Source organism: Bacillus bingmayongensis, assembly GCF_000299035.1.
Lineage (GTDB): Bacteria > Bacillota > Bacilli > Bacillales > Bacillaceae_G > Bacillus_A > Bacillus_A bingmayongensis.
Genome location: NZ_JH921518.1, coordinates 771,779 through 794,648 on the forward strand (window position 1 = coordinate 771,779; position 22,870 = coordinate 794,648).

Annotated in this window: 20 protein-coding genes and 2 other annotated features; of the genes, 8 read left to right on the plus strand and 12 right to left on the minus strand. The window is 35.3% G+C overall.

The annotated features are described in order from the left end of the window. Positions 1–14 precede the first annotated feature (14 nt). Complete coding sequence (locus Y7E_RS0118560; protein WP_017152761.1) at positions 15–608, plus strand: class I SAM-dependent methyltransferase; 594 nt, start codon at positions 15–17, stop codon at positions 606–608. 33 nt (positions 609–641) lie between these two features. Here Y7E_RS0118560 and Y7E_RS0118565 read toward each other — a convergent pair whose 3' ends face one another. Continuing rightward, a complete protein-coding gene (locus Y7E_RS0118565; protein WP_017152762.1) occupies positions 642–1,052 on the minus strand; it encodes a DUF3908 family protein in 411 nt (136 codons plus the stop codon). Between the two features lie 872 nt (positions 1,053–1,924). Between Y7E_RS0118565 and Y7E_RS0118570 the strand changes: the two genes are divergently transcribed. The 4 genes from Y7E_RS0118570 (at position 1,925) to Y7E_RS0118585 (ending at position 7,025) form a co-directional block, all read left to right on the plus strand. Next, the gene (locus tag Y7E_RS0118570) at positions 1,925–2,974 is read left to right on the plus strand and encodes a Fic family protein (RefSeq protein WP_017152763.1); all 1,050 of its coding nucleotides are present in this window, start codon (positions 1,925–1,927) and stop codon (positions 2,972–2,974) included. 582 nt (positions 2,975–3,556) lie between these two features. Next, entirely contained in the window at positions 3,557–3,733 is a 177-nt protein-coding gene (locus tag Y7E_RS30075) for an aspartyl-phosphate phosphatase Spo0E family protein (protein ID WP_017152764.1), read from the plus strand. A 658-nt stretch (positions 3,734–4,391) separates the two neighbouring features. Then, the gene (locus Y7E_RS0118580; RefSeq protein ID WP_017152765.1) at positions 4,392–5,771 is read left to right on the plus strand and encodes a lytic polysaccharide monooxygenase; all 1,380 of its coding nucleotides are present in this window, start codon (positions 4,392–4,394) and stop codon (positions 5,769–5,771) included. A gap of 246 nt (positions 5,772–6,017) precedes the next feature. Beyond that, positions 6,018–7,025 carry a hypothetical protein gene (locus Y7E_RS0118585; protein ID WP_017152766.1) on the plus strand — a complete coding sequence of 336 codons (1,008 nt, stop codon included), beginning with the start codon at positions 6,018–6,020 and terminating at the stop codon, positions 7,023–7,025. Between the two features lie 297 nt (positions 7,026–7,322). On the opposite strand, the gene Y7E_RS0118590 is transcribed toward Y7E_RS0118585, so the two are convergent. Together Y7E_RS0118590 and Y7E_RS0118595 are read right to left on the minus strand one after the other, a co-directional pair. Continuing rightward, positions 7,323–8,657 (minus strand): FAD-dependent oxidoreductase, encoded by a 1,335-nt coding sequence (locus Y7E_RS0118590; protein WP_017152767.1) that lies wholly within the window; start codon positions 8,655–8,657, stop codon positions 7,323–7,325. Positions 8,658–9,042: 385 nt separating this feature from the next. Next, positions 9,043–9,843, minus strand: coding sequence for a zinc ribbon domain-containing protein (locus Y7E_RS0118595; protein ID WP_017152768.1), 801 nt, complete (start codon positions 9,841–9,843; stop codon positions 9,043–9,045). Between the two features lie 190 nt (positions 9,844–10,033). On the opposite strand from Y7E_RS0118595, the gene Y7E_RS0118600 reads away from it, so the two are divergent. After that, the gene (locus Y7E_RS0118600; RefSeq protein ID WP_167321111.1) at positions 10,034–10,876 is read left to right on the plus strand and encodes a hypothetical protein; all 843 of its coding nucleotides are present in this window, start codon (positions 10,034–10,036) and stop codon (positions 10,874–10,876) included. Positions 10,877–10,890: 14 nt separating this feature from the next. Here Y7E_RS0118600 and Y7E_RS0118605 read toward each other — a convergent pair whose 3' ends face one another. After that, on the minus strand, positions 10,891–11,574 hold the full coding sequence (locus tag Y7E_RS0118605; protein ID WP_017152770.1) for a DUF2278 family protein: 684 nt from the start codon (positions 11,572–11,574) through the stop codon (positions 10,891–10,893). 100 nt (positions 11,575–11,674) lie between these two features. Beyond that, positions 11,675–13,171, minus strand: coding sequence for an L-lactate permease (locus Y7E_RS0118610; protein WP_017152771.1), 1,497 nt, complete (start codon positions 13,169–13,171; stop codon positions 11,675–11,677). Between the two features lie 344 nt (positions 13,172–13,515). On the opposite strand from Y7E_RS0118610, the gene Y7E_RS0118615 reads away from it, so the two are divergent. After that, positions 13,516–13,878 (plus strand): hypothetical protein, encoded by a 363-nt coding sequence (locus Y7E_RS0118615; protein ID WP_017152772.1) that lies wholly within the window; start codon positions 13,516–13,518, stop codon positions 13,876–13,878. Positions 13,879–13,941: 63 nt separating this feature from the next. Here Y7E_RS0118615 and trpA read toward each other — a convergent pair whose 3' ends face one another. Genes trpA through trpE form a run of 7 tightly spaced genes read right to left on the minus strand, consistent with a single transcriptional unit; the run spans position 13,942 to position 20,294 of the window. Further along, positions 13,942–14,703, minus strand: coding sequence for a tryptophan synthase subunit alpha (gene trpA, locus Y7E_RS0118620; protein WP_026049265.1), 762 nt, complete (start codon positions 14,701–14,703; stop codon positions 13,942–13,944). A gap of 3 nt (positions 14,704–14,706) precedes the next feature. Beyond that, positions 14,707–15,900 (minus strand): tryptophan synthase subunit beta, encoded by a 1,194-nt coding sequence (trpB, locus tag Y7E_RS0118625; protein WP_017152774.1) that lies wholly within the window; start codon positions 15,898–15,900, stop codon positions 14,707–14,709. Beyond that, the gene (locus Y7E_RS0118630) at positions 15,897–16,511 is read right to left on the minus strand and encodes a phosphoribosylanthranilate isomerase (RefSeq protein ID WP_017152775.1); all 615 of its coding nucleotides are present in this window, start codon (positions 16,509–16,511) and stop codon (positions 15,897–15,899) included. Before Y7E_RS0118630 ends, trpB begins: the two co-directional genes overlap by 4 nt. Then, positions 16,508–17,269 carry an indole-3-glycerol phosphate synthase TrpC gene (trpC, locus tag Y7E_RS0118635; RefSeq protein WP_017152776.1) on the minus strand — a complete coding sequence of 254 codons (762 nt, stop codon included), beginning with the start codon at positions 17,267–17,269 and terminating at the stop codon, positions 16,508–16,510. Before trpC ends, Y7E_RS0118630 begins: the two co-directional genes overlap by 4 nt. Next, positions 17,270–18,295 (minus strand): anthranilate phosphoribosyltransferase, encoded by a 1,026-nt coding sequence (trpD, locus tag Y7E_RS0118640; RefSeq protein WP_017152777.1) that lies wholly within the window; start codon positions 18,293–18,295, stop codon positions 17,270–17,272. Continuing rightward, on the minus strand, positions 18,292–18,879 hold the full coding sequence (locus Y7E_RS0118645; RefSeq protein ID WP_017152778.1) for an anthranilate synthase component II: 588 nt from the start codon (positions 18,877–18,879) through the stop codon (positions 18,292–18,294). The genes trpD and Y7E_RS0118645 overlap by 4 nt, the downstream gene beginning before the upstream one ends. Continuing rightward, complete coding sequence (gene trpE, locus Y7E_RS0118650) at positions 18,876–20,294, minus strand: anthranilate synthase component I (RefSeq protein WP_017152779.1); 1,419 nt, start codon at positions 20,292–20,294, stop codon at positions 18,876–18,878. Before trpE ends, Y7E_RS0118645 begins: the two co-directional genes overlap by 4 nt. A 51-nt stretch (positions 20,295–20,345) precedes the next feature. Next, positions 20,346–20,586: a binding site (T-box leader), on the minus strand. Between the two features lie 112 nt (positions 20,587–20,698). Beyond that, positions 20,699–20,937 (minus strand) — a binding site (T-box leader). Positions 20,938–21,244: 307 nt separating this feature from the next. On the opposite strand from trpE, the gene putP reads away from it, so the two are divergent. Then, positions 21,245–22,711, plus strand: coding sequence for a sodium/proline symporter PutP (gene putP / locus Y7E_RS0118660; protein WP_017152781.1), 1,467 nt, complete (start codon positions 21,245–21,247; stop codon positions 22,709–22,711). Positions 22,712–22,870: the final 159 nt, after the last annotated feature.

Sequence of the window (22,870 nt, forward strand, 5' to 3'; positions counted from 1 at the left end):
AGAGAGAGATAAAGTTGAGCGTATTGCAAAAATTAATCGAACAAGCTAAAAATCCTAGAGGTTCTATCGGTTCTTCTATGCTATGCATTATGAATACAGTACATGCTAGATTAACAAATTGGGCATTACAGAAAGTAAACATACCAAAAGATTCAGTAATACTGGATATTGGTTGCGGAAGCGGCCGAACCATACATACCCTTTCTAAAATAAACACCTATGGAACAATATACGGCATTGATTATTCCGAAAAAGCAGTAGAAAATTCGATAAAATCCAATAGAAGTGATGTGAAAAATGGAAAAGTTATGATTCATAGAGCAAGTGTATCTTCTATTCCATTTGATGATAACTTTTTTGACCTCATTACAGCCTTTCAAACCCATTACTTTTGGCCTAATTTAGAACATGATATAAAAGAAGTTTTTCGAGTTTTAAAACCAAACGGCTCCTTTATGATTGTTGCTGAAATCTTTAAAATCAATTATCATATGCAAAAATTTAAAATAACTGAAGAATTAGTAACTCTTTTTACCAAAACTGGGTTTCAACATATAAAATATTACGAAGAAAAAGGATGTCTTTGTATAGTCGGGAGTAAATCATAAAAAAGCAGACCTTCTAAGGTCTGCTCTTTTCTACTAAATCAATTTAAATATACTCTTAATCTGTCTTACAAATAACCAATTCTTCGTTCCACAGTTATCATTTAAACTATCTAGTATAATAGAATTCCCATTAGAGAACTTCAACTCTAATGTTGTATTTTTATCATTTGTTTTTAGGTTTATGTCTGTAATGTTCTCATACTTTAATTTTTCAACTTGAATAGATTCTTCTTGCGCCATGCCCATGATAACATGGTCTTGGAAGAAAAAGTAGACTTCAGCTTTTTTGCCAAAGCAAAATACATTTTTCGGGTAAATTAATGTAGCGTTATCAATCGCAACACAGAGTTCTTTCATTTCTTGAACAACTTCTCCAAAATCCTCCTCATGTCTTGCATTTAACTCCGCAATCCACTCTTCTACTGTTTTCATATTTATAGACATCGTTTTATCCTCCTGCATCATTCATTGCTAGCTTTCTTGTCATGTATTCATATGATTTACGATATCTTATTCCCAGCTTTTTTTCTATATATCGTACTTCTTATGTATGAAAAAAAATAAATACTATATGAAAATATAATAGATAAGTACTGTATTTTTCAAGAGCAAATAGTATTTCATACATCTTTTGTATAACTTGATATTTTCAAAATAAAGAAAAACAGCCCTTATTCACTATCGCCCGCGCACTTGGCTAAAAGGATCTAAAATAAAAAATTCACGCTCTTTGCTCCGTACAACAATCAAGCAAATCGTATATTATATCTATATTCTTATAAAACTGACACATTTTTATTATTCTCTTATCATTTATGAATAATGAATAATAAATTATAGAATTAAGATTTATGATGATTTCATTTTCTATTCAAAACATAATAACAAGTAGTAACCTGTCAAAAAACTTTCAATAAATTTTAAAATACATATAGATTATATGGAAATCTAGTTCTACCCTTCCATTAAAACTACTTTACTATTATATTTAATACCTTAGATGTATTTCTTTCATACCTTATCATCGGGCTATACCCTGTACACGATTGAAGATGGAGTATTCTTGTCTATTTTAGATAAAATAGACATGTTTTATTTCATTTTTACTGCTTTTGCACAACGAATAATAGTACTTTGTTACAAAATTGCCTTATTTATCTTTGAATCAACGCTGTAAATACTATGAAAAGTTCAAAAAATAATCAGAGGTATTTTATAAATTACAAACTTTATTTTTTAATTTTGTTGTATTATTTATCTTTAGAATGGAACGTACGTATGTCTTAACACATTTATAGGGTAAAGGAGGGAACAAAATGAGAAACTTTTTCGAAGAAAAATATGTCAGTTTAGAAAATAAGAAGGAACTTCTAAATTTAGTAAGTGAAATTAGTGAATACAAAGGAAAACTAGAAGTTTATCAACATCTCAGACCAGAATTATTTAATCTTTTGGAGAAAAATATTCCACTACAATATATGAAGAATTCTACTATTATGTATGAAAATATTACATTCTCAAATAAACAGTTACAAAATTTAATACTTAATGATATGGCCCCTCAAACAATAGAAGAGGATGCCTTAGTTTGTTATTATACAACATTAGAACTCATACAAAAAAAATACCATACATTGCCTATTAAACCAGAGACGATTCAAGAACTGCATTTCCAACTATTAAATTACTCCACTTCCGAAAGTGGGAATTGGCGAAAAACAAAACCTATTTTACCTAATATTCCAGAGTTTAATATTAATCCTAATCAGTACAAAGCTATTTCATATGAAGCAATTCCACAAGCTTTGCATCAACTATGCGAACAATATAATACATTAAGATCTAATGGTGATTTTCATTCACTCTTACTAATCCCTCGATTTATATTAAATTTCCTGTGTATTTATCCTTTTAATAAAGGAAATGGAAGGCTGGCACAAATCTTAATTCAATTGTTATTAATTAAAAGTGGATATACATTTGTAAAATACATATGTATAGATAAATATATTAAAAAGCACCAGTTAGATTACTATACTGCACTTTATAAATCTGCGGCTAACTGGTACTATGGCGAACACTGTATAGGTTTTTGGTTAAAAGTCTTTTTAACTATTGTTTTAGCAGCATATCAAGAATTACATACTCTAGTAAGAAGTCATATAATTACTCATACGAAAAGTAAAAGAATTAAAAAATACATAGATGAACAAAAATATTCTTTCACTAAAGAAAATATTCGTAATGCTTACCCAGATATAGGTGAAAGTACTATTAATAGGACATTGCATTCCTTACAGTTACAAGGATATATAAAACTAATTTCAAAAGGGAGAAACGCACAATGGATAAAGCTTAAGTCATAAATATTGTATATAAACCGTATTCAATTAATACATTCCCATGAGTATTTGAGCATTAGCACTCTGTTTCCTTCAAAATTTTCCATAACTAATAGGTTGCCTTTGATCAAAATATTTGTCTATATATTGAACTTTTAACTTATTGTTATGTTTTTCTTAAATCTTTTTTTATCAGAATGTAGAGTTTTAACTATATTTGTTCGATTCCCTATAATAAAACAGAGGAAAATCTACTTAATATTAGTCTAAAAGTATCCTTTTGTGTTCATATTGCATAAATTTTCGTCAATATGTATTATTAAAAAATGCAGACTTTTTAAACTTAACACTTAACTCTTCCTACTACATTCATTTAATATTTAGTAAAATTACTACATATACATGAAAGGCAAATGGAGTGAAGAATTCATAATAAGGTGCGAGAAAACAATATTATTTTTTATTAAATAGTACAATAATGATTTATGTTTTCTACAAAAAGTACTGATAGATCATTAACATGCTGTTGCTTTTTAATAATAAAAAAGACACTTTTCTTACATTACTTCTATAATTAGAGAAGAATTGCTATATTTGGAGATGACTATGCTAAATCATAAAATCGAGGAAAAAAAGAAAGAATTGATTCACCTAGTTACAAAATATGGTTTCAATCATCATAAAGTCCTTAACCTTAGCCAAGAGGTAGATTACTTAATTTATAAAGTAATGCAACAAACAAAAAATTCCTCATGTTACAAAACTATTGGTAAAGACGTATAGATATCTATAATAATTATTTAATAACATCAGCATGTTGTACAATCCTAATAAAAATAGTATATTAGTTGTTTTTTATTCAGCTAATAGCAATGTAACACTAGCTTTAGTATAAAAACGTGGGGATCTATTATTAAGAAAAGCACTGAAATGAGTGCTTTTCTTTTTATTCTCTTGAATTTCCTACATCAAACTTTTCCATCCCTTCTCTATCCCTCACTTTAATTTTATATCACTAATAAAACTTGCTAAGGTTGTTCTTTAACTATCAATAAGTAAAGTGTGAACATTTTATGAAAATTTATAGCGTTGTTCGCTTCTGTCAAACAGTAAATAACGCAATAATGTAATATTTTTATTTTATTTAGGATCAATTCTCATTACCTAGTACAAAAACTTATTCATTTTATGCAACTATTGTCATATTAATACGAAGTTTGTTTGATTTTGTGTTCACAGCTATCATATTAATAGAAATAAAGTTTTGCACAAACAAAAATAATATTTTTTATCTAATGGTGTCTCTCTTACTTTATAGATATTTAAAAGTATTCTTTTCTAATTGAAAGTATAAGAAATAATCAGCATAATAGAATTTTCTTTTTACCTGTTTGCATCAAAACCCTCATGCTTGCCATAAAAAATACAGGGGGACACAAAAATGAACAAGAAGTTTGCATCTAAATTTACAAAACTAAGTAAAAGTAAAAAGGGGGTAAGTGCTGCCATATTAGCAGCTGGAATCATAGGAATTACAGCAGTTCCTGAAAGCGCATACGCACATGGATTCGTTGAAAAACCGGGAAGCCGTGCCGCTTTATGTAGTCAAAATTACGGCGCACTTAACTTAAATTGCGGAAACGTAATGTATGAGCCACAGAGTCTAGAGGCACGAAAAGGATTTCCACAAGACGGACCAACTGATGGTAAAATTGCCTCTGCAGGTGGCCTGTTTGGTGGAATTCTCGACCAACAAACACCAGATCGTTGGTTCAAGAACACGATTACAGGGGGAGCAAATACCTTTACGTGGAAATACACTGCAACACATCCGACAAGCAAATGGCACTATTATATTACTAAAAAAGGATGGGATCCAAATAAACCACTAACCCGCGCTGATCTTGAACCAATTGGAACTGTTGAACATGACGGTTCTCAAGCAACGAATAACCTAACTCATACAATTAACGTACCAACTGATCGTAGTGGCTACCACGTTATTTTAGCCGTTTGGGATGTATATGATACTTCAAATGCTTTCTATAATGTAATTGATGTGAATTTAGTAAATAATGAAACTCCAGATACGGAAGCGCCAACTCAGCCAACAGGATTAGATGTAACGAACGTTACCTTTAACAGTGTCAATCTAAAATGGGAGCCTTCTACAGACAATGTAGGCGTAAAAGAATACCAAGTATTACGTGATGGACAAGTAATTAAAACTGTAGTTGGAACAACATTCACAGATAAAAGCTTACAAGCAAATACAGAATATACGTATACAGTAAAAGCAATAGATGCAGCTGGAAACGTTTCTGAAGAAAGTCAAGCTGTAGTTGCAAAGACAACAGATGAAGTTCCAGATACAGAAGCACCAACGCAACCAACTACACTACATACTATGGAAGTAACAGCTTCAAGTGCGGACTTAATGTGGAGTGCATCAGACGATAATGTAGCAGTGGATCATTATGCTGTATATCGTGAAACAGCAGGAGGACAAATGACTGTAGTTGGAACATCCCAAACTACATCCTTTATGGACATGAATCTACAAGCAAATACAACATATAAGTATGCAGTTACTGCAGTGGATGCAGCTGGAAATGAATCTATTAAAAGTAACATTTTAACTGTAACTACAAAAGAGCAAGGTTCATCTTATGAACAATGGGATCCATCTAAAGCATATAAAAAAGGCGATCGAGTAGAGCACCAAGGCAAAATATACGAAGCTGTTCAAGATTATCAAGGGAACGGTGACCCAACTTGGATATCTGCCTTATCATTATGGAAACCAATTACAACTAAGTAATATGTAATATACAAGAAAATCTAGAGGGTTTTGGTGCAAAAAGTTAAACAGAAAAATCTTTTCTACATAGAATACGAAACGAACAATACTCCACTTTTACTGGGGTATTGTTTTCGATTATGAAGTTCTATTACTAAATAAACGAATTATTTTATATAATTCCCATATTCATATCCACACAAACTTTTAAAGTCCTCCTCATTTTTTCATTTTCCAAAACTATAAGTTACCATGAAGGGAACAACAATGATAAAAAAATATATAACTCTAAACATACTCGTACTATTAATATTCTTTTCTCCTCACTGGGTTCAAGCTCATGTCAAATGGTTCACTACAGTTGTACCAGAGAAAAAAAATCTAGAAAACATAATTAATCCATTGTTTCTCATAGTTGCATTATTGTCAACTATTATATTAGCTATGTTACCTTTTATCTTAGCTAAAATGAATGAATGGAAATGGTCACAAAAAACTGAAATCAGATTAAAGTCCTACGATACTCATACCAAATACATCTTAAAATATGGAACCGCAATTGCTCTTATAATCCAAATATTATCAGGTACTATTTTCGCACCAGAATTCCCCATTAAATCAGAGATATTAACCTGGATAATAATAGTAGGAATTATTTTTCCCCTAATTATCCCCCATTACATTGGAACTATAATTGGTGCTTTAGGAATACTAGGTTTATACATATGGCTTACAGTAGCAACAGGTTTTTTACGTACAATTGATTATCTATTTTACATAGCTATCGCAATTGCATTACTTTTAAATTGTATAAAATTGAAAAAATTTAGTATACCAATATTATATTTTGGCACAGGTTTTTCTCTTTACTGGGTAGCAATTGAAAAACTAGTCTACCCATCTATGGCTGTAGATGTTGTAATGAAGCATAATGTCCCTACTTTTGGCTTTATACCTGATGTTTTTATTGTACTATGTGCATTTATTGAAATTGTAATCGGTTATCTATTGATAGTAGGGATATTAAACCGAACACTTGCTGTAATCGCAACCATTATCTTCATGTTAACAACACTTATATTTGGTATTACAGAAATTATTGGTCATTTTATGTTACATGTTGTATTAATTATATTTTTAATTGAGGGGACAACAGATTATCTAATGCCCATTAAACTACATCACGAAAGAATAGCACAGGTATTCTTTTTATTTGTTAATTTTTTCTTTGTACTATTTACAACGCTAACTTTATATTATGTATTAATGAATTAAGACAGATACGATATAAAGTGAAACTTTAATCAGTGGAAGTTTTCTTCATCCCCCACTGATTATTAGCCCTCACCAATCTGGCTTTTACGGGCAGTTTATCCTCCACCTATCTTCTTTTGCTTCCTTAACATCTCTTACTGCCTACAAATTGCAGGATACATATATTCAATAGAGGTAAATAGAAGTAATACACACAACATGGTTCAAGATTCACTCTTGAATCATGTACATTAGTTTTTATACCCTCCACTTACCACGAAAAAATAGCACTTCATCAAGAAGTGCTACCTTTATCATCTATTCCGCTCGCCGTGCTGCTTGTTGAATTGGATCCCAAACACTATTATACGGCGGTGCATAGCTTAAATCGACATCCTCTAAATCGTGTATACTCATTTTATGAAAGAGCGCCATTGCAATAACATCAATTCGTTTATCCACGCCTTCTTCTCCGATAACTTGTCCACCAAGCAATTGTTTCGTATCTGAACGATATAATAATTTCACATAAAGTGGCGTTGCATTTGGATAGTAACCCGCCATACTTGTTGAATCTACCTTCACCGCCCTATATGGTAATTTTAGTCCGCGCGCTTCTTTTTCATTTAAACCCGTTCTTGCTAATGTAAGTCCCATAAATTTAATAATGCCCGTACCGAGAGTACCTTTAAATGCTCTTCGTTTATCAACCATATTTAGTCCAGCAAGACGCCCATGTTTATTCGCAGTTGTACCGATTGGAATATGGTCCTGTATTTCCTTTACAATATGATAGTGCGTTGCACAATCTCCCGCAGCATAAACATCCTCGACATTCGTTTGCATATAGGCATTTACTTCTATGGCCCCTTTGTTATTTGTACGTATATCGGTTCCTTCAAGAAAATCTGTATTCGGTTTTACACCAACGGATACTAAAACAAGATCTGTTTTGTATGTTCCTTTATCTGTTTCAACCCATTCGACTTTCTCATTTCCTTTAAAAGTTTTTACATTTTCATTTGTTAAAATTTCAATATTATGTTTCGCCGCTTCTTCATGTATATGTGCTGCCATATCAGCATCATAAATCGTACCGATATGATCATTTCGTTCAATCATTCGTACCTTTTTCCCAAGTTCCACAAATGTTTCAGCCATTTCAAGACCAATTGCCCCACCGCCGATAATTGTTACTTGCTCAACATTTTGTTCTTGTAACGTCTCCAATATTCTATGGGCATCCGGAATTGTTTTTAAAAGGTGAATACCTTGCAACTCCCTCCCTTCCCAATCTGGCATAACAGGTCTAACTCCTGTCGCAATTAACAAGCGATCATATGTAAATTGAAATGAATCTTTCGTCTCTGTATGTATACCATGTACGATTTTGTTTTCAGTATCAATTTTCGTTACTTCATGATTTGTTTTAGCATCAATTCCATACTTATCACGAAATGTGCTAACGCCTCGTGCAATTAATTTTTCAGTAGAAGCAATCATACCGCTAATAACATATGGAAGACCGCACTGCGCATATGAGTATATTTCTCCTTTTTCTAATGTAACGACTTTTGCTTCTTTATCATTTCTAACAATTTGCATTGCCGCACTCATACCAGCTGCATCTCCGCCAATAATTACATAGTTCAACTATATCACTCCTTTAATTATTCTCTACTGTTTTACCGTATCCAAATTCCATTGAAATAAATCCTTTTCTTATACACAGTATGAATTCTTCTACACTTTTTAACAACAAAAAGCACTTTTCACTAGTATTGAACTACCCCCACCTTCACTTCGTTTAGAGGAGGGGGTCTTCTCGGTTAAAATGATAAAAATAGCAAAAGAAGATAGATGAGTAGCGTTGTCCATCTATCTTCTTGCTCAAATAAGGAATCTAGCTCTATTCCATTGTATTCGTTATTCCTTTGACTTTATAAGCTCATCATTATACGCCTCAATATCATCCAACTCTCTTGTATAATACGGAGTCACATAATTTTGACTTTGTTTCATAAGTACAACCTTTTCATTAGAAGATTTTTAACCCGCTAGTTAAGGTATCAACTATTGTTTTTATATAAGACCAAAGCACAATCCAGCTCGCAATTGAAATGCAAATATATGCGATAATAAGTGTATAAACTGGATCTACTCCACCACGGTCTAACTTTAGTATTGAAACAATTGTACAAATAGTCATTCCCGTCACAGCAAGCCCTAAAAATAGCGGTGCTAGAAAACTTAACAAAAAGCTAAATAAGAGTGCAATAACAAGTACAGCGACAGCTGGTGTTGATACTGTCCCCCACACCCCAAGCGTTTCTAAAAAAGAAAAAGATGATTTCATGAGTTTTCCACTTACAAAAATGATACCTCCAATAAAAAGAAATAAAATTAATAAAAAGAAAAAGACTTTAACTGATTCCCCGAAAAAAGAAGGGGTTGCTTCAGGTGCAAAACCAGCACCTCCTATAATACCCGTTGCAATCGATACAGTGGCACTCATCATTCGGTAAAACAAACAAGCAAATAAAAAACAAATAAGAACAAGACTTGCAATCCCATTTCTTATCTCAATATGTCCACTTTTCATAATTGCTGAAGGAGCTTTCAATGCATTCTTAAAAAACTGAAGGTAATCACTCGCAAATTGCTTCGCCTGCCCTACCGTTTCATTTGAGCGTATTGCCTGCATAGGTGCTGACTGAGACAACTGCTGTTCTCCCTGCTTTGCACGATTCTCTACATCTTGTTCAGTCAGTGCATGCCCGCAATTACCGCAAAATTTCGCTTCACTTGTATGCTCAGTTTTACAATTTGGACACGTCATCTTAGCATCTCCCCCTTAGCATGTATCTTCTAAGCTGCTACAAATTCAATATATGTGTAAGGAAACAAAACATGCCTACAAGAAAAAGCTATATATTCTATACATTTCCATCGTATCTATTCTGGTAATCTACTAACAAAGTGGTATGATAAACAATATCAAAAAGAATTTCGTAAAATACATAGATTGGATGAAGAATATGGAATTTGCATACTCAATTTTTCATATATTCCTGACTAGCTTGATACAATTATTTTCATTACTAGGTGTCATCATTTTAGTTGGTTTTTTATTGGGTTATTTAGAATCTCTTACACGGGCGTATTGGACAAGAGCTTTTGGCAAAAAAGGCTTCCTTTTATCAGCTTGGATTGGTGTTCCCGTACATGAACTTGGACATGCTGTTATGTGTATCGTATTTAGACATCAAATTGTAGCAATGCAGCTCTTTCCAACCGATACAAGTAACGGTTATTTAGGTTATGTAAGACACCAGTATAATCAAAGAAGTATCTATCAAAGGATAGGAAATTTCTTCATCGGAGTTGCTCCTATTTTTTCAGGAATGGCCACCTTGATATTTTTGATGTACTATTTCGTACCACAATCCTACTTAGTATTTATACATGCCCTTGAAACAAATACTCAAACTGCTTCTATTAATATCGATATGTTGCAAAATATTTTTGTATCATCATTTCTCTTATTAAAAAGTCTTTTTACGATTAGTAACCTTTCTACCCCTTCCTTTTGGCTGTTTCTTTTCATCGCGATTTGTATCTCTGCACACATTGCCTTGAGTAAACCAGATATAGAAGGTTCATTAGATGGTGTGATTACTATATTTATCGTCTTGTTCCTATTCAATACAATAGCAGAATTGTTTCATTATGATAGTAATCAGCTGATAGGTAATGTAGTGAAATACAATACGTACTTACTCGCTTTCTCTAGCATCGCTATACTATTTTCATGTATCGCTGTATGTATCAGCTTTATATTCTACAAAATTAAAACAGCTAGTTCGAGATGAACTAGCTGTTTTAATTAATTTTTACTCTTATAATCGCACTGCTCCACTGGAACCCGAGCATGCCCTTCTTCATCCGTACACCAAGACTGCGACTGAAACGCAAGGAAAATTCCGACCCATTTCTTCTCTTTCTCGAAGTGGATTAATATCCCGCCATCTTGCCATACGCCATCATCCTTTTCCCACTTTTCCACATTTCCTTGATTCATGTGAATATCATGTATACCATTACCGGGTTTAAAATGAAAATATCGATCTGGTGTATTATTTTCTGGACCCCATCGTTCTCCAAATGCATAAATAATTGCCTTTTCCTCTATTGCCTGTTTTATATAGTGTTCTATTTTTTCATTTAAATCATTGTTAGCTCCCGATTTTTCTGGTGGCAAAGGAATCATCTGTTTCGAATCGAATAAATTTCCCCTCACATAATCTAGTGCAACCTCTGGCTTATTGTTCTTAATTTCAGTAAATCCAAATGGCAATGTCGGTAAAATAGTAATAGCTTCCGACTTAATATTTTCACTGGCATAATATAGTACTTCTGATGGATAGCTCTGTGATTTCACATTAATTGCAATACGATAGTCTACTCCTGATTCATCTTGCAAATGAACTTGATAATGAGGTGTTTTCCCTTTTCCAATCATAGATTGTAGTGCTGTGCCTTTTAAAACGCCGTAGTTTTTTAGGGGCATGGGATCATCTCCTCTTCATATAATAGAAACACTTGTTCTTTTATAAATTATCCACTGACAAACGAAAATCCTCCTAAAGAAGAGGATTTCATCAAATATTTCATTGCAATACATACCACCCGGCAACTTCCACCACTACAATCAACACCGCTCCACAAATCATAAGCGTTGTCTTCTTTAGTAGTTCATTCTCACGAAACGAGATATTACATAAATAGGCCCCAAGTGTAATCCGTGATGGACAAGCAATTGTCGCTACAGATGATGCTGTATTTTGAAGAGTCGTAACATATTGCCACGGAAGTCCTACGTTCTGTGCTGTCTGCATTTGCAGTTTAATAAACATTGCATTTGATCCTGCGTTACTTCCCGTTAAAAAACCACCAATTGCACCAATGAAAGGGGCCACAAAGACAAATAACGTTCCAAATGTATTTCCAGCTGCTTCCGCTAACAATGTGTGCATACCCGCGGCACCCATTAGTTCTGAAATTGCAATGAACATTGTCGTTGTAATAGCGAAAGGGATCCATTGTTTTATCGTTTGAGATAAAGATTGTTTTATAATAGTAGAAGGAATACGGAAGAAAACGATGGTAAATAAACATGTAACACCAAGCCAAAAACCTGGTGAATACAATAATTCTAGTTTATAAGAATATGTTGGTAGATCCAGAACAGCATAAGATTGTAACATATTATGTAACGACGGAATTAAACGAGAGAGTAGTATACAAATTGTTAAAAATAAGTATGGACTTATAATTTTCACAATAGAAACGTCTCGTTCTACAGTTGCAGCATGTTCTGATAAAACTTCCTTTCCTTGCCTCGCTGTTATTTTAATGATGAGAAATCCAAATGTAATTGTAACGATTGAACTTAAAATCCCAGCCAATTCCACACTCACATATGCATTAGAAAGATAGATTGATAAAGAGAATAAGAGAAAGAAGCCGACTGCTTCCTTCCATTTCTGCATAACTGCAGACCAACCACCAACTACATACAAAGAAAGTAAGACAAAGTATGCAAAGAAAGGAATACTTAGTAATGCTGTACTGGAACCCAAGTTTACTAATGGCATATTCACAAGCTGCGATCCAATAATCGTTCCTGTTGCCATCGCTCCCCATGAACTTGCTAATAATCCAATAAACGAGAGCAAAACAGCTTGGAACGGTTTATAACCGAGCGAAAGAAAAATAGGAGCTGCCACCATAAAGCCAATTCCAAACCCACTTACTGATTCAATAAGAGGACAAATTCCAAAACACATTAAAAGCATTTGTAATAAACGATCATGTGTAACCTGTTCCATAAATCTTGCAACCTGATCAATGTACCCCATTTTATTCATGAGGTGAAATAAAAGGATACCAAAGAACAAAACATATCCAACAATAAAACAAATTAAACCACCTTTAATTGTTGCATGTACAACCTCTCCCATCTGCAAGCGAAACATCGGTGTTAGCAAAACGATTCCACCACATACAGCATAGGAAATCAATGAAGCTTTAAGCGATGTTTGCTTAAATACAAATAAACAAATAAAAATCATCATAATTGGAATAAGAGCCAACAATACGGCCATACCATCATCTCATTTCTTATAAGATACAATTGTAAGTATTATATAACAGTTGACAGAATATTCAATTCACTTTGCAGCAGTCTCTCAAATTTCTTAATGTCATGCAGTAGTAGCAACATAATACTCATATGTTAACTTGGTGTATATAAAGTGAAACTTTAATCAGTGGGGGTTTCTTCATCCCCCACCTAATTTCTTTGCTTTCGCTGAATTTTGAGGTGGGAGTCTTACTGCCCACAAATAGCGGGATAAAATCTACGTCAAGAAATACCCGTCATTGTTATTATCTAAATGGTATAATTTAGATAACGGTGTTCAATTTTACAAAGATCAGGAGGGGGCATATGGGAAGAGAAGTACAGTTTGATAACGATAGTATGACGCTAAAATTAAATGGAATAACAGGGTTCTTCGCCTTAAAATTAAAATTAAAAATCCCTTATAATACTATTCAAAATGTATATGTTGACTATTTTGATGTTCCACAATGGATGCTCCGAATGCCTGGAACTTCAATTTCAGCACTTAACATTTTTGAAGGTAGTTTTAAATATAACGATGAATGGTATTTTCTCTCTTATGAAAACAGAGTACCTCTTGTAATGATCGAACTAGAGGGTCATGAAAAATACAAATATGTCTTTTTTGAAATTGATGATCCTACTAAAATAGCCGCTGATATTAGGAAACACATAAGGGATTTATAAGTGTAATAAGTCTAAAACATTTTTTATGAAAAAGAGGCTACCTTAACAGGTAGCCTCTTTTTCTCATTTCACCGCAGCAATTAGCTCACAAATTTCCTCTTGCTTTTCTTTTTCTAACAATTCAATCACTTTACTTCCTACAACAACTCCATCACATACACCAATCATTTCCTTTATTTGCTCAGTTGTCGATATTCCGAACCCCGCAACTACCGGAAGCTGAACATGTGCTTTTACATTCTCTAAGTAGCTATGCAATTCTTGCTTAAAGTCACGTCTAACTCCAGTGACACCCGCTACCGTTACTGCATAGACAAACCCTTGTGACTCACTCGTAATCTTTTCAATTCGTTCAACTGGACTCGTTACTGTTACAAGTGGAATAAGAGCAATATTCGCATCACGAAGAAGCAGTGCAATAATATCTTGTTCTTCATATGGCAAGTCCGGGACAATAATCCCATCCACACCGGCTTCAAGACAGCTTCCAATAAAACGTTCTTTTCCAAAAGCTAAAATAGGATTCAAATATGTCATGAGTACAAATGGAATTTGTACTTCTTGTCTTACTTCCGCTAATGCTTGAAAGATTCCTCCGAGCGTTGTTCCATTATCTAATGCACGTTTTCCTGCCCTTTGAATTGTGGGACCATCTGCAACTGGATCAGAAAAAGGAATGCCAATTTCAACAATGCTTGCTCCCGCTTCATCTAAGAAACGAATTTGTTCCTTTAATTTTTCTAAACCACCATCTCCCCCCATTACATACGGGATAAATGCTTTTTTTCCATTTTGAAATGCCGCTGTAATTCTTTCTACTCCCATCATTTACACCTCTTCCATATAACGTTTTATACTTTCCACATCTTTATCACCACGGCCTGATAAACAAATGACAAGTCCTTCATCTTGTTTCATTGTAGGCGCGAGTTTTAGTGCATATGCTACAGCATGTGAGCTTTCTAATGCCGGGATAATCCCTTCTTTTTTCGTCAGTAATTGAAATGCATGTAATGCTTCTTCATCTGTAATTGAGTTGTAAGAGACACGGCCGATATCTTTTAGCAAGCTATGTTCTGGCCCAACACCTGGATAATCGAGCCCTGCTGAAATAGAATGCGCCTCCTGAATTTGTCCTTCTTCATTTTGAAGAAGATACATCATCGAACCGTGCAGGACGCCAACGCTTCCCTTTGTTAATGTTGCTGCATGCTTCTCTGTATGAACCCCTTTCCCTGCTGCTTCGACGCCGTAAAGAGCAACTTCTTCATCATGTACAAATGGATAAAACATACCCATTGCATTACTTCCGCCGCCAATGCAAGCAACAACTGCTTCTGGTAATTTTCCTTCTAACGCTTCATATTGCTTCTTCGTTTCTTTCCCAATTACACTTTGAAAATCACGTACAATTTGCGGGAATGGATGCGGCCCAAGAACAGATCCCATTACATAGTGCGTATCGTGCACATGTGCAACCCAGTAGCGAAGCGCTTCGTTTACTGCATCTTTTAACGTCCTGCTTCCTGTTGTAACGCTTTCCACTTTCGCTCCTAATAGTTCCATTCGGAAGACATTTAACTTTTGACGTTTTACATCCTCTTCTCCCATAAAAATGACGCACTCTAAACCGAGTAAGGCGCATACCGTCGCTGTTGCAACTCCGTGCTGTCCAGCTCCTGTTTCAGCTACAACCTTTTTCTTACCCATTCGTACTGCAAGAAGCGCCTGCCCAATTGTATTGTTAATTTTATGAGCTCCTGTATGATTTAAATCTTCACGCTTTAAATAAATTTTGGCGCCTCCGCAATACTTTGTCAGATTTTCAGCAAAATAAAGCGGTGTCTCCCTTCCAACATACGTTTGTAAATAATGCTCTAATTCTTGCTGAAACGCTTCATCTTGCATCGCTTCTTTATATGCTTCTTCTAATTCTAAAACAGACTGCATTAATGTTTCTGGAACGTAACGTCCTCCGTATATACCGTAGTGACCTTTTTCATCTGGATATGCATATTTCATATGGAACACTCCTTCGCTTTTATAATAAATTGTTTTATTTTCTCGCTATCTTTCTTGCCATCTGTTTCTACGCCACTACTGACATCCACCATATATGGCTTCACTGTTTCAATCGCTTCTGTAATATTTCCATGATGTAATCCACCAGCTAAAATGCTCTTTTTACGAATTTCATCTGACATCTGCTCTAGTAACGTCCATGAAAATGTTTTGCCATTTCCACCATGAAACTTTTCTTTCGGGCTATCAAATAAGATAAAATCAACTTCATAGTCTGTTGCCTGTTTTATATCTTCACTCGAATTTACACCAAGCGCTTTTATAGATGGAATATTCAATCTTTTTATATGATGATTCCCTTCATCTCCATGCAATTGTACATGTGTTAAGCCACAATCATTTACGATTTTCTGGATGACTTCTACCGATTCATTTACAAAAACGCCCACTTTCATTACGCCAGCTGGGAGCTCATCAATAATTTCTTTTGCCTTTTCAGGCGCAATTTCCCTTTTGCTTTTCGCGAACACAAATCCAATGGCATCTGCGCCATATTCACACGCTTTCTTTGCTGTTTCTATATCGGTAATGCCGCAAATCTTTACTTTCATATCGTCACCTTCAGCGATTGAAAAAAGTCTTGTACGGAAGGTGCAGTCATCAGCGCTTCCCCAACAAGAATTCCTTTTGCACCAGCTTGCTTGACACGCATGATATCTTCTTTCGTATGGATTCCACTTTCACTAATCCAAAGCATATTCTTTTCATTTAATCGCTTCCCAAGCTTTTCTGTTGTACTTAAATCCACTTCAAATGTTTTTAAATTCCTATTGTTTATTCCAATCACATGAGGGTTTAGTTCTAGTGCTACCTCTAATTCTGCTTCATTGTGAACTTCTACAATTGCCTCTAATCCGATTTCTTGTACGTATTCATATAACTCTTGTAACTTTTGCTTCGATAATGCCGCAACGATCAGTAAAATGAGATCAGCTCCCGCTTCATACGCACGGTCAATTTGAATGGTATCGATAATAAAATCTTTACATAATAGCGGAATATTACTATGTCTTCTCGCCGTTTCTAAATCGTGAATAGATCCTTTGAAAAATTGTTCATCCGTTAAAACCGAAACAGCTCCTGCACCACATTCTTCATACATTTTTACTTGTTTCGATACGTCTACATGTAAATTTATATCACCTTTAGATGGAGATGCTCGCTTCACTTCAGCAATGACTGTGAAGTTTTTCAATGCTTCTACAAGAGAGTATGACTTACGCTTTTGCTTCACCGGCGTATATGTTTCGTGCAGCACTTCTACTTCTTTTTTCTTCTGCTCGACAATCTTGTCTAAAATTGTTTCCATTTAGTTCACCTTCTCCAATCTGTTATGACTTGCGTGAATTAATGCATTCAATTTCGCTAACGCCTTTCCAGAATCAATGCTATGAGCAGCTAAGCGAATTCCTTCTTCAATCGTCTCTGTTTTTCCGTTTGCAAAAAGAGCAAGACCTGCGTTTAATAGCACCGTATCACGGTATACACTCTTTTCCCCTTGCAATACTTGCAGTGTAATATTGGCATTTTCTTTTGCATTCCCGCCCCTTATCTCTTCATTTCTTACTCGTGAAAATCCATACTTTTCTGGAACAATAGTTACTTCTATAATCTCGTTATCCTTTAAAATTACAACATGATTTTCTCCCTGCAGAGATGCTTCATCTAAAAATCCACTTCCATTTACCACAAGCGCTTGTTTTCTACCAAGCTTTTGCAATACCTCTGCTACTGGCAATAACATATCTCGTTTGTATATGCCAACAAACTGCGTTTCTAAATCAATCGGATTGGTAAGAGGGCCAATTAGATTAAAGATGGTCGGAACATTTAACTCTTTTCTTATTTTCATAATGCGTCTAAGCGCTGGGTGCATAGCTGGTGCAAATAGAAAAGCAATGCCGACTTTTTCTAATAAATAATCAATTTCTCTCGGTGTACATGCAATATTTACACCAAGTTCTTCTAATAGATCTGCACTCCCTGTTTTACTAGAAACAGCGCGATTCCCATGTTTCGCCACCTTCACGCCTGCCCCGGCAAGTACGAAAGCAGATGTCGTACTAATATTGAATGTTTGCGCTCCGTCTCCGCCCGTTCCGCAATTATCCATGGCTCCTTTTATATGACTTGCAAATGGTAATGCCTTTTCCCGAAGAGCCCGAACGAGACCAAATATTTCATCCGCTGTTTCCCCCTTTGCCTTTAACAATGCTAAAAAGGCAGCAATTTCGCTTTCTAATGTATCCTCATTTAAGAGCGCAAGCCCCGCTTCATACATTTCCTGTTCCGTTAAGTTCTGTCCATCTACTAATTTCCGAAGATAACTGTTCATACTCGCTCCCCCTCTTTCACATTGGATAAAAATGCACGTATTAATTTCCCGCCCTCTTCCGTCGCAATTGACTCTGGATGAAACTGAAGTCCGAAGAGTGGATAATAGTTATGGCGAACTGCCATGATTTCCCCATCATCCATCGCTGTTGCTAATACATCAAAACACTTTGGAATCGTGTGCTTTTCCGCTACGAGTGAATGATAGCGCATCGCAGTTAACGGCTGTGTGACATATGAAAATATCGATGTGCCATTATGTTTTACACGTGATGTTTTCCCATGTTTTATATGCTCCGCCCTTACAATTTCACCGCCAAATGCAGAAACAATTGCTTGGTGCCCTAGGCAAATACCAAGAATCGGAATTTGTTTATAAAAATGCCTGATCACCTGGGTGCAGATCCCTGCATCCTCTGGTTTTCCCGGTCCTGGCGAGAGAATAATTGCGTTTGGTTTCATTTCTTCCAGTTCTTGAATCGTCACTTTATCATTTCGCAGTACAATAATCTCTTCCTCATATTGCCCTAATAATTGATACAAGTTATAAGTGAATGAGTCATAGTTATCGATGAGTACAATCATTTCATTACCTCCAAAAGAGCTTTCGCTTTATTTAACGTCTCCTCATATTCAGAGGTTGGGTTGGAATCATAGACAATACCTGCTCCCGCCTGCACATATGCTTTTTGATCCTTTACAACCATTGTGCGAATCGCAAGCGCCATATCAAGGTTTCCGGAAAAAGCTATATATCCTACCGCTCCGGCATACACATTTCTTTTTTCAGTTTCTAATCCATTTATAATCTCCATCGCCCTAATTTTCGGTGCTCCAGATACAGTACCAGCCGGCAAACAGTAGGCTAATGCGTCAAAACAATCCATCTGTTTTCGCAATGTTCCGGAAACTTCAGATACAATATGCATGACATGTGAGTACTTCTCTACTTTCATATACTTATCGAGCCCAACAGAGCCGACTTCGCTCACCCGCCCGATATCATTTCGCCCTAAATCTACTAGCATCATATGTTCTGCACGCTCTTTTTCATTTGCTAAGAGCTCTTTCGCGATCTCTTCATCCTCCGCTTTTGTTTTTCCGCGTGGTCTTGTTCCTGCAATCGGATTTGTCATCACCTTATCATCTCGTACTGAAAGTAAGCTTTCCGGTGAAGAACCAAGTACAACATAATCCTGGAAATCAATATAAAACATATACGGTGATGGATTTGCAATGCGAAGTTTGCGATAGAGCGCAAATGAATCGCCTATAAATTCACTTTGCAAACGCTGAGATAACACCACTTGAAAAATATCACCAGCTCGAATGTATTCTTTTGCCTTCTCTACCATTTCGCAAAATTTTTCTTCTGTTATAGAAGAAGTAAAGGCTAGGGAAGGCGGCATTTCTGACACTTGTTCCTTCGCTCCTTTTAAAATACCTCGTTTATATACCTGCAGTCTCTCATACACTTCTTCAAAAGAGTCTGTATCATCTTCTCTGTATACATATACAAACGATAATTTTTGACGTAAATGATCGTATACAATAAACTCCCGATACAATAATATATGAACTTCTGGAATATCTACCGGGTCAAACAGTTCTTCTCCAATATCTTCATATTGCCGAATCACATCATAACCAATATATCCAACTGCCCCTCCGCAAAATGGAAATGGACTTTCTACCCCTGATGGCGCAAGGGCTTTTTTTAATACTTGTAATACATTTTCTTCTATCTGCTTCGTTCTACCATTTATCGTAATCTCTACCTTCGCACCGCTACTTTTGATTTCTCCATATGGATCACATCCTAAATAGGAATAACGACCTTTATCTTGATGAAGCTGCGAGCTTTCGAGTAAAAATTTTTTCTCACCTTTCATCTGGCGATATAAAGCAATCGGCGTTACGCTATCTCCTTCTTCTTCATCAATTACAAGAAATGTTTTCCCTTGTTTCTTTTGTATCATAAATTGTTCTGTCGTTATCATGACTTTCACCTCACTCTGAAAAATAAAAAAGTCCCCTACATATCGAAATATGTAGAGGACGATAAATTTACCGTGGTACCACCTCATGTTGGATGCAGAAGCATCCCGCTTTATTCAGGTACAAATATATACCTTATCCTTGTAACGGCGGAACCCGGGTTGCCTACTTATATCTGTTCAGCATACCTCTCGTAAGCCCATTCCGCATATGGCACCGCACCGGGCTCCCACTTATCCCCGACTCTCTGGAACGTCTCCAATATACGTACTCTTCTTACTTAAACGATTTTACTTATTCATTTTTATATGGGATGTTCAAAAATTCCGTTAAAGATAACTATCGCATTTCTTTATCCTCCTCTTTGAACAAACATTTATACACAAAAAGGGAGTACTCATCCTATAGAAAGGACGGGTACTCCCGTGGTGCCACCTTAATTCGTTACAAATGTAACGCACTTTGCCGTATCAAAAGTTAATACGTGTCTCTTGTATCGATGAGATCATGTCGCCAAAGCCTACTTCTTTCGGTTCGGTTTGGAAGCTCCGAAGGCCATTCCATATTAATTCCATACTGATTCGCACCAACCATCAGCTCTCTGACATGTTCATAATATGTACTCTTCTTCATCAACGCTTGCATTTTTTTAAGTTGAACTCATTATATTCCTTTCCTTTTTCATAAGTCAATAATTTTTTTAAAATTTTTATTTATTTCTCCATTCAATATTATATTGACAAAACAACCTGTTTCTATGTAAATATAATAAATACTCTATTAATATTAAGGTTTTTTGTCAGAAAATTATATATTCTAAAAATAAAACGATGTCAAAAAACGCTTACATTTCAGAAAATTCATATTTGTATATGGATTTTCTGAAATAATCATGATAGATTATAAACATGCAAAGTTCATCAAAAGACATTACAAAAGGAAGGGGTACTACATGAGTACGCAGATGTTAATTTTAATTTCTATCTCTATTTACATGCTCGGGATGCTAGTTATTGGCTATTTTGCCTATAAACAAACATCCAACTTAACAGATTATATGCTTGGCGGGCGTACACTAGGCCCCGCAGTAACAGCATTAAGTGCTGGAGCAGCCGATATGAGCGGCTGGCTGTTAATGGGATTACCCGGTGCAATGTTTAGCGTTGGATTAAGTAGTAGCTGGATTGCGATTGGCCTAACACTTGGCGCCTACGCAAACTGGATCTATGTCGCTCCTCGCTTACGTACCTACTCAGAAATAGCAAACAACTCTATTACTATTCCAGAATTTTTAGAGCATCGTTTCCATGATGCATCTCATATGCTACGTCTTGTTTCTGGACTTGTTATTATGATCTTTTTCACATTTTATGTAGCTTCAGGATTCGTCTCAGGTGCTGTATTATTCGAAAATTCATTTGGCTTAAATTATCATGTCGGATTACTTATTGTTGGAGGCGTTGTTGTAGCTTACACATTATTCGGCGGCTTCTTAGCTGTAAGTTGGACAGACTTCGTTCAAGGTATCATTATGGTGGTTGCTCTTGTACTTGTTCCAGTCGTAACAATTATGCATGTAAACGGCCTTGGACCAGCATTTGATACAATTAAATCTATTGACCCAGCGCTATTAGATATTTTTAAAGGAACATCCGTATTAGGTATTATTTCATTATTCGCCTGGGGTCTTGGTTATGCTGGACAACCTCATATTATCGTGCGCTTTATGGCTATTTCATCTGTAAAAGAAATTAAAAGTGCACGCCGAATTGGTATGGGCTGGATGATTTTCTCTGTAGCAGGAGCTATGTTTACTGGCCTTATCGGTATCGCTTACTATTCAAAAGCGGGATTAAAGCTCTCTGATCCAGAAACAATTTTCGTTGAACTAGGTAACATTTTATTCCATCCATTAATTACTGGATTTTTATTAGCAGCGATTTTAGCGGCTATTATGAGTACAATCTCTTCTCAGCTTCTTGTTACATCAAGTGCAGTAACGGAAGACATATATAGAACATTCTTTAAACGTTCTGCATCTGATCGCGAGCTTGTATTTGTTGGTCGTATGGCCGTTCTTGTTATTGCACTTATTGGTTGTGGATTAGCATTTAAACAAAACGACACAATCCTATCGCTTGTTGGCTATGCTTGGGCTGGCTTTGGTTCTTCATTTGGTCCTGTCGTTTTACTAAGCTTGTACTGGAAACGCATGACAAAATGGGGTGCGCTAGCTGGGATGATTGCTGGAGCTGCAACAGTTATTACGTGGACACAATTTAAGTTTTTAAAAGATTTCCTATATGAAATGATTCCAGGTTTCACAGCAAGTTTACTAGCAATTGTTATCGTTAGTTTACTAACAAAATCTTCAAAAGAAGTTGAAAAGCAGTTCGAGGAATTCGAAAAAACTGCATAATATTTTTAGAATAGAGAACCTCCGCTTTTATGATAAAAGCGGAGGTTCCTTTCTTTTATTCATTGTTCGACAATTTCCTCCTTGAAATTAACAATTTCTTTATATTTCGTTAAATTTACCATAACACTACTTCGTTATAGTATTAGTACCAACCCTTAT

Coding starts and splice junctions, on each gene's coding strand:
- Y7E_RS0118595 (WP_017152768.1), bottom strand. CDS start 9,843: ATGACGTGTCCAAATTGTAAAACTGAGCATACAAGTGAAGCGAAATTT.
- trpC (WP_017152776.1), bottom strand. CDS start 17,269: ATGGAAACAATTTTAGACAAGATTGTCGAGCAGAAGAAAAAAGAAGTA.
- Y7E_RS0118630 (WP_017152775.1), bottom strand. CDS start 16,511: ATGAAAGTAAAGATTTGCGGCATTACCGATATAGAAACAGCAAAGAAA.
- Y7E_RS0118580 (WP_017152765.1), top strand. CDS start 4,392: ATGAACAAGAAGTTTGCATCTAAATTTACAAAACTAAGTAAAAGTAAA.
- putP (WP_017152781.1), top strand. CDS start 21,245: ATGAGTACGCAGATGTTAATTTTAATTTCTATCTCTATTTACATGCTC.
- Y7E_RS0118565 (WP_017152762.1), bottom strand. CDS start 1,052: ATGTCTATAAATATGAAAACAGTAGAAGAGTGGATTGCGGAGTTAAAT.
- Y7E_RS0118610 (WP_017152771.1), bottom strand. CDS start 13,171: ATGGCCGTATTGTTGGCTCTTATTCCAATTATGATGATTTTTATTTGT.
- trpE (WP_017152779.1), bottom strand. CDS start 20,294: ATGATAACGACAGAACAATTTATGATACAAAAGAAACAAGGGAAAACA.
- Y7E_RS0118570 (WP_017152763.1), top strand. CDS start 1,925: ATGAGAAACTTTTTCGAAGAAAAATATGTCAGTTTAGAAAATAAGAAG.
- Y7E_RS0118615 (WP_017152772.1), top strand. CDS start 13,516: ATGGGAAGAGAAGTACAGTTTGATAACGATAGTATGACGCTAAAATTA.
- trpB (WP_017152774.1), bottom strand. CDS start 15,900: ATGAAATATGCATATCCAGATGAAAAAGGTCACTACGGTATATACGGA.
- Y7E_RS0118605 (WP_017152770.1), bottom strand. CDS start 11,574: ATGCCCCTAAAAAACTACGGCGTTTTAAAAGGCACAGCACTACAATCT.
- Y7E_RS0118585 (WP_017152766.1), top strand. CDS start 6,018: ATGATAAAAAAATATATAACTCTAAACATACTCGTACTATTAATATTC.
- Y7E_RS30075 (WP_017152764.1), top strand. CDS start 3,557: ATGCTAAATCATAAAATCGAGGAAAAAAAGAAAGAATTGATTCACCTA.
- Y7E_RS0118600 (WP_167321111.1), top strand. CDS start 10,034: ATGAAGAATATGGAATTTGCATACTCAATTTTTCATATATTCCTGACT.
- trpA (WP_026049265.1), bottom strand. CDS start 14,703: ATGGGAGTAGAAAGAATTACAGCGGCATTTCAAAATGGAAAAAAAGCA.
- trpD (WP_017152777.1), bottom strand. CDS start 18,295: ATGAACAGTTATCTTCGGAAATTAGTAGATGGACAGAACTTAACGGAA.
- Y7E_RS0118645 (WP_017152778.1), bottom strand. CDS start 18,879: ATGATTGTACTCATCGATAACTATGACTCATTCACTTATAACTTGTAT.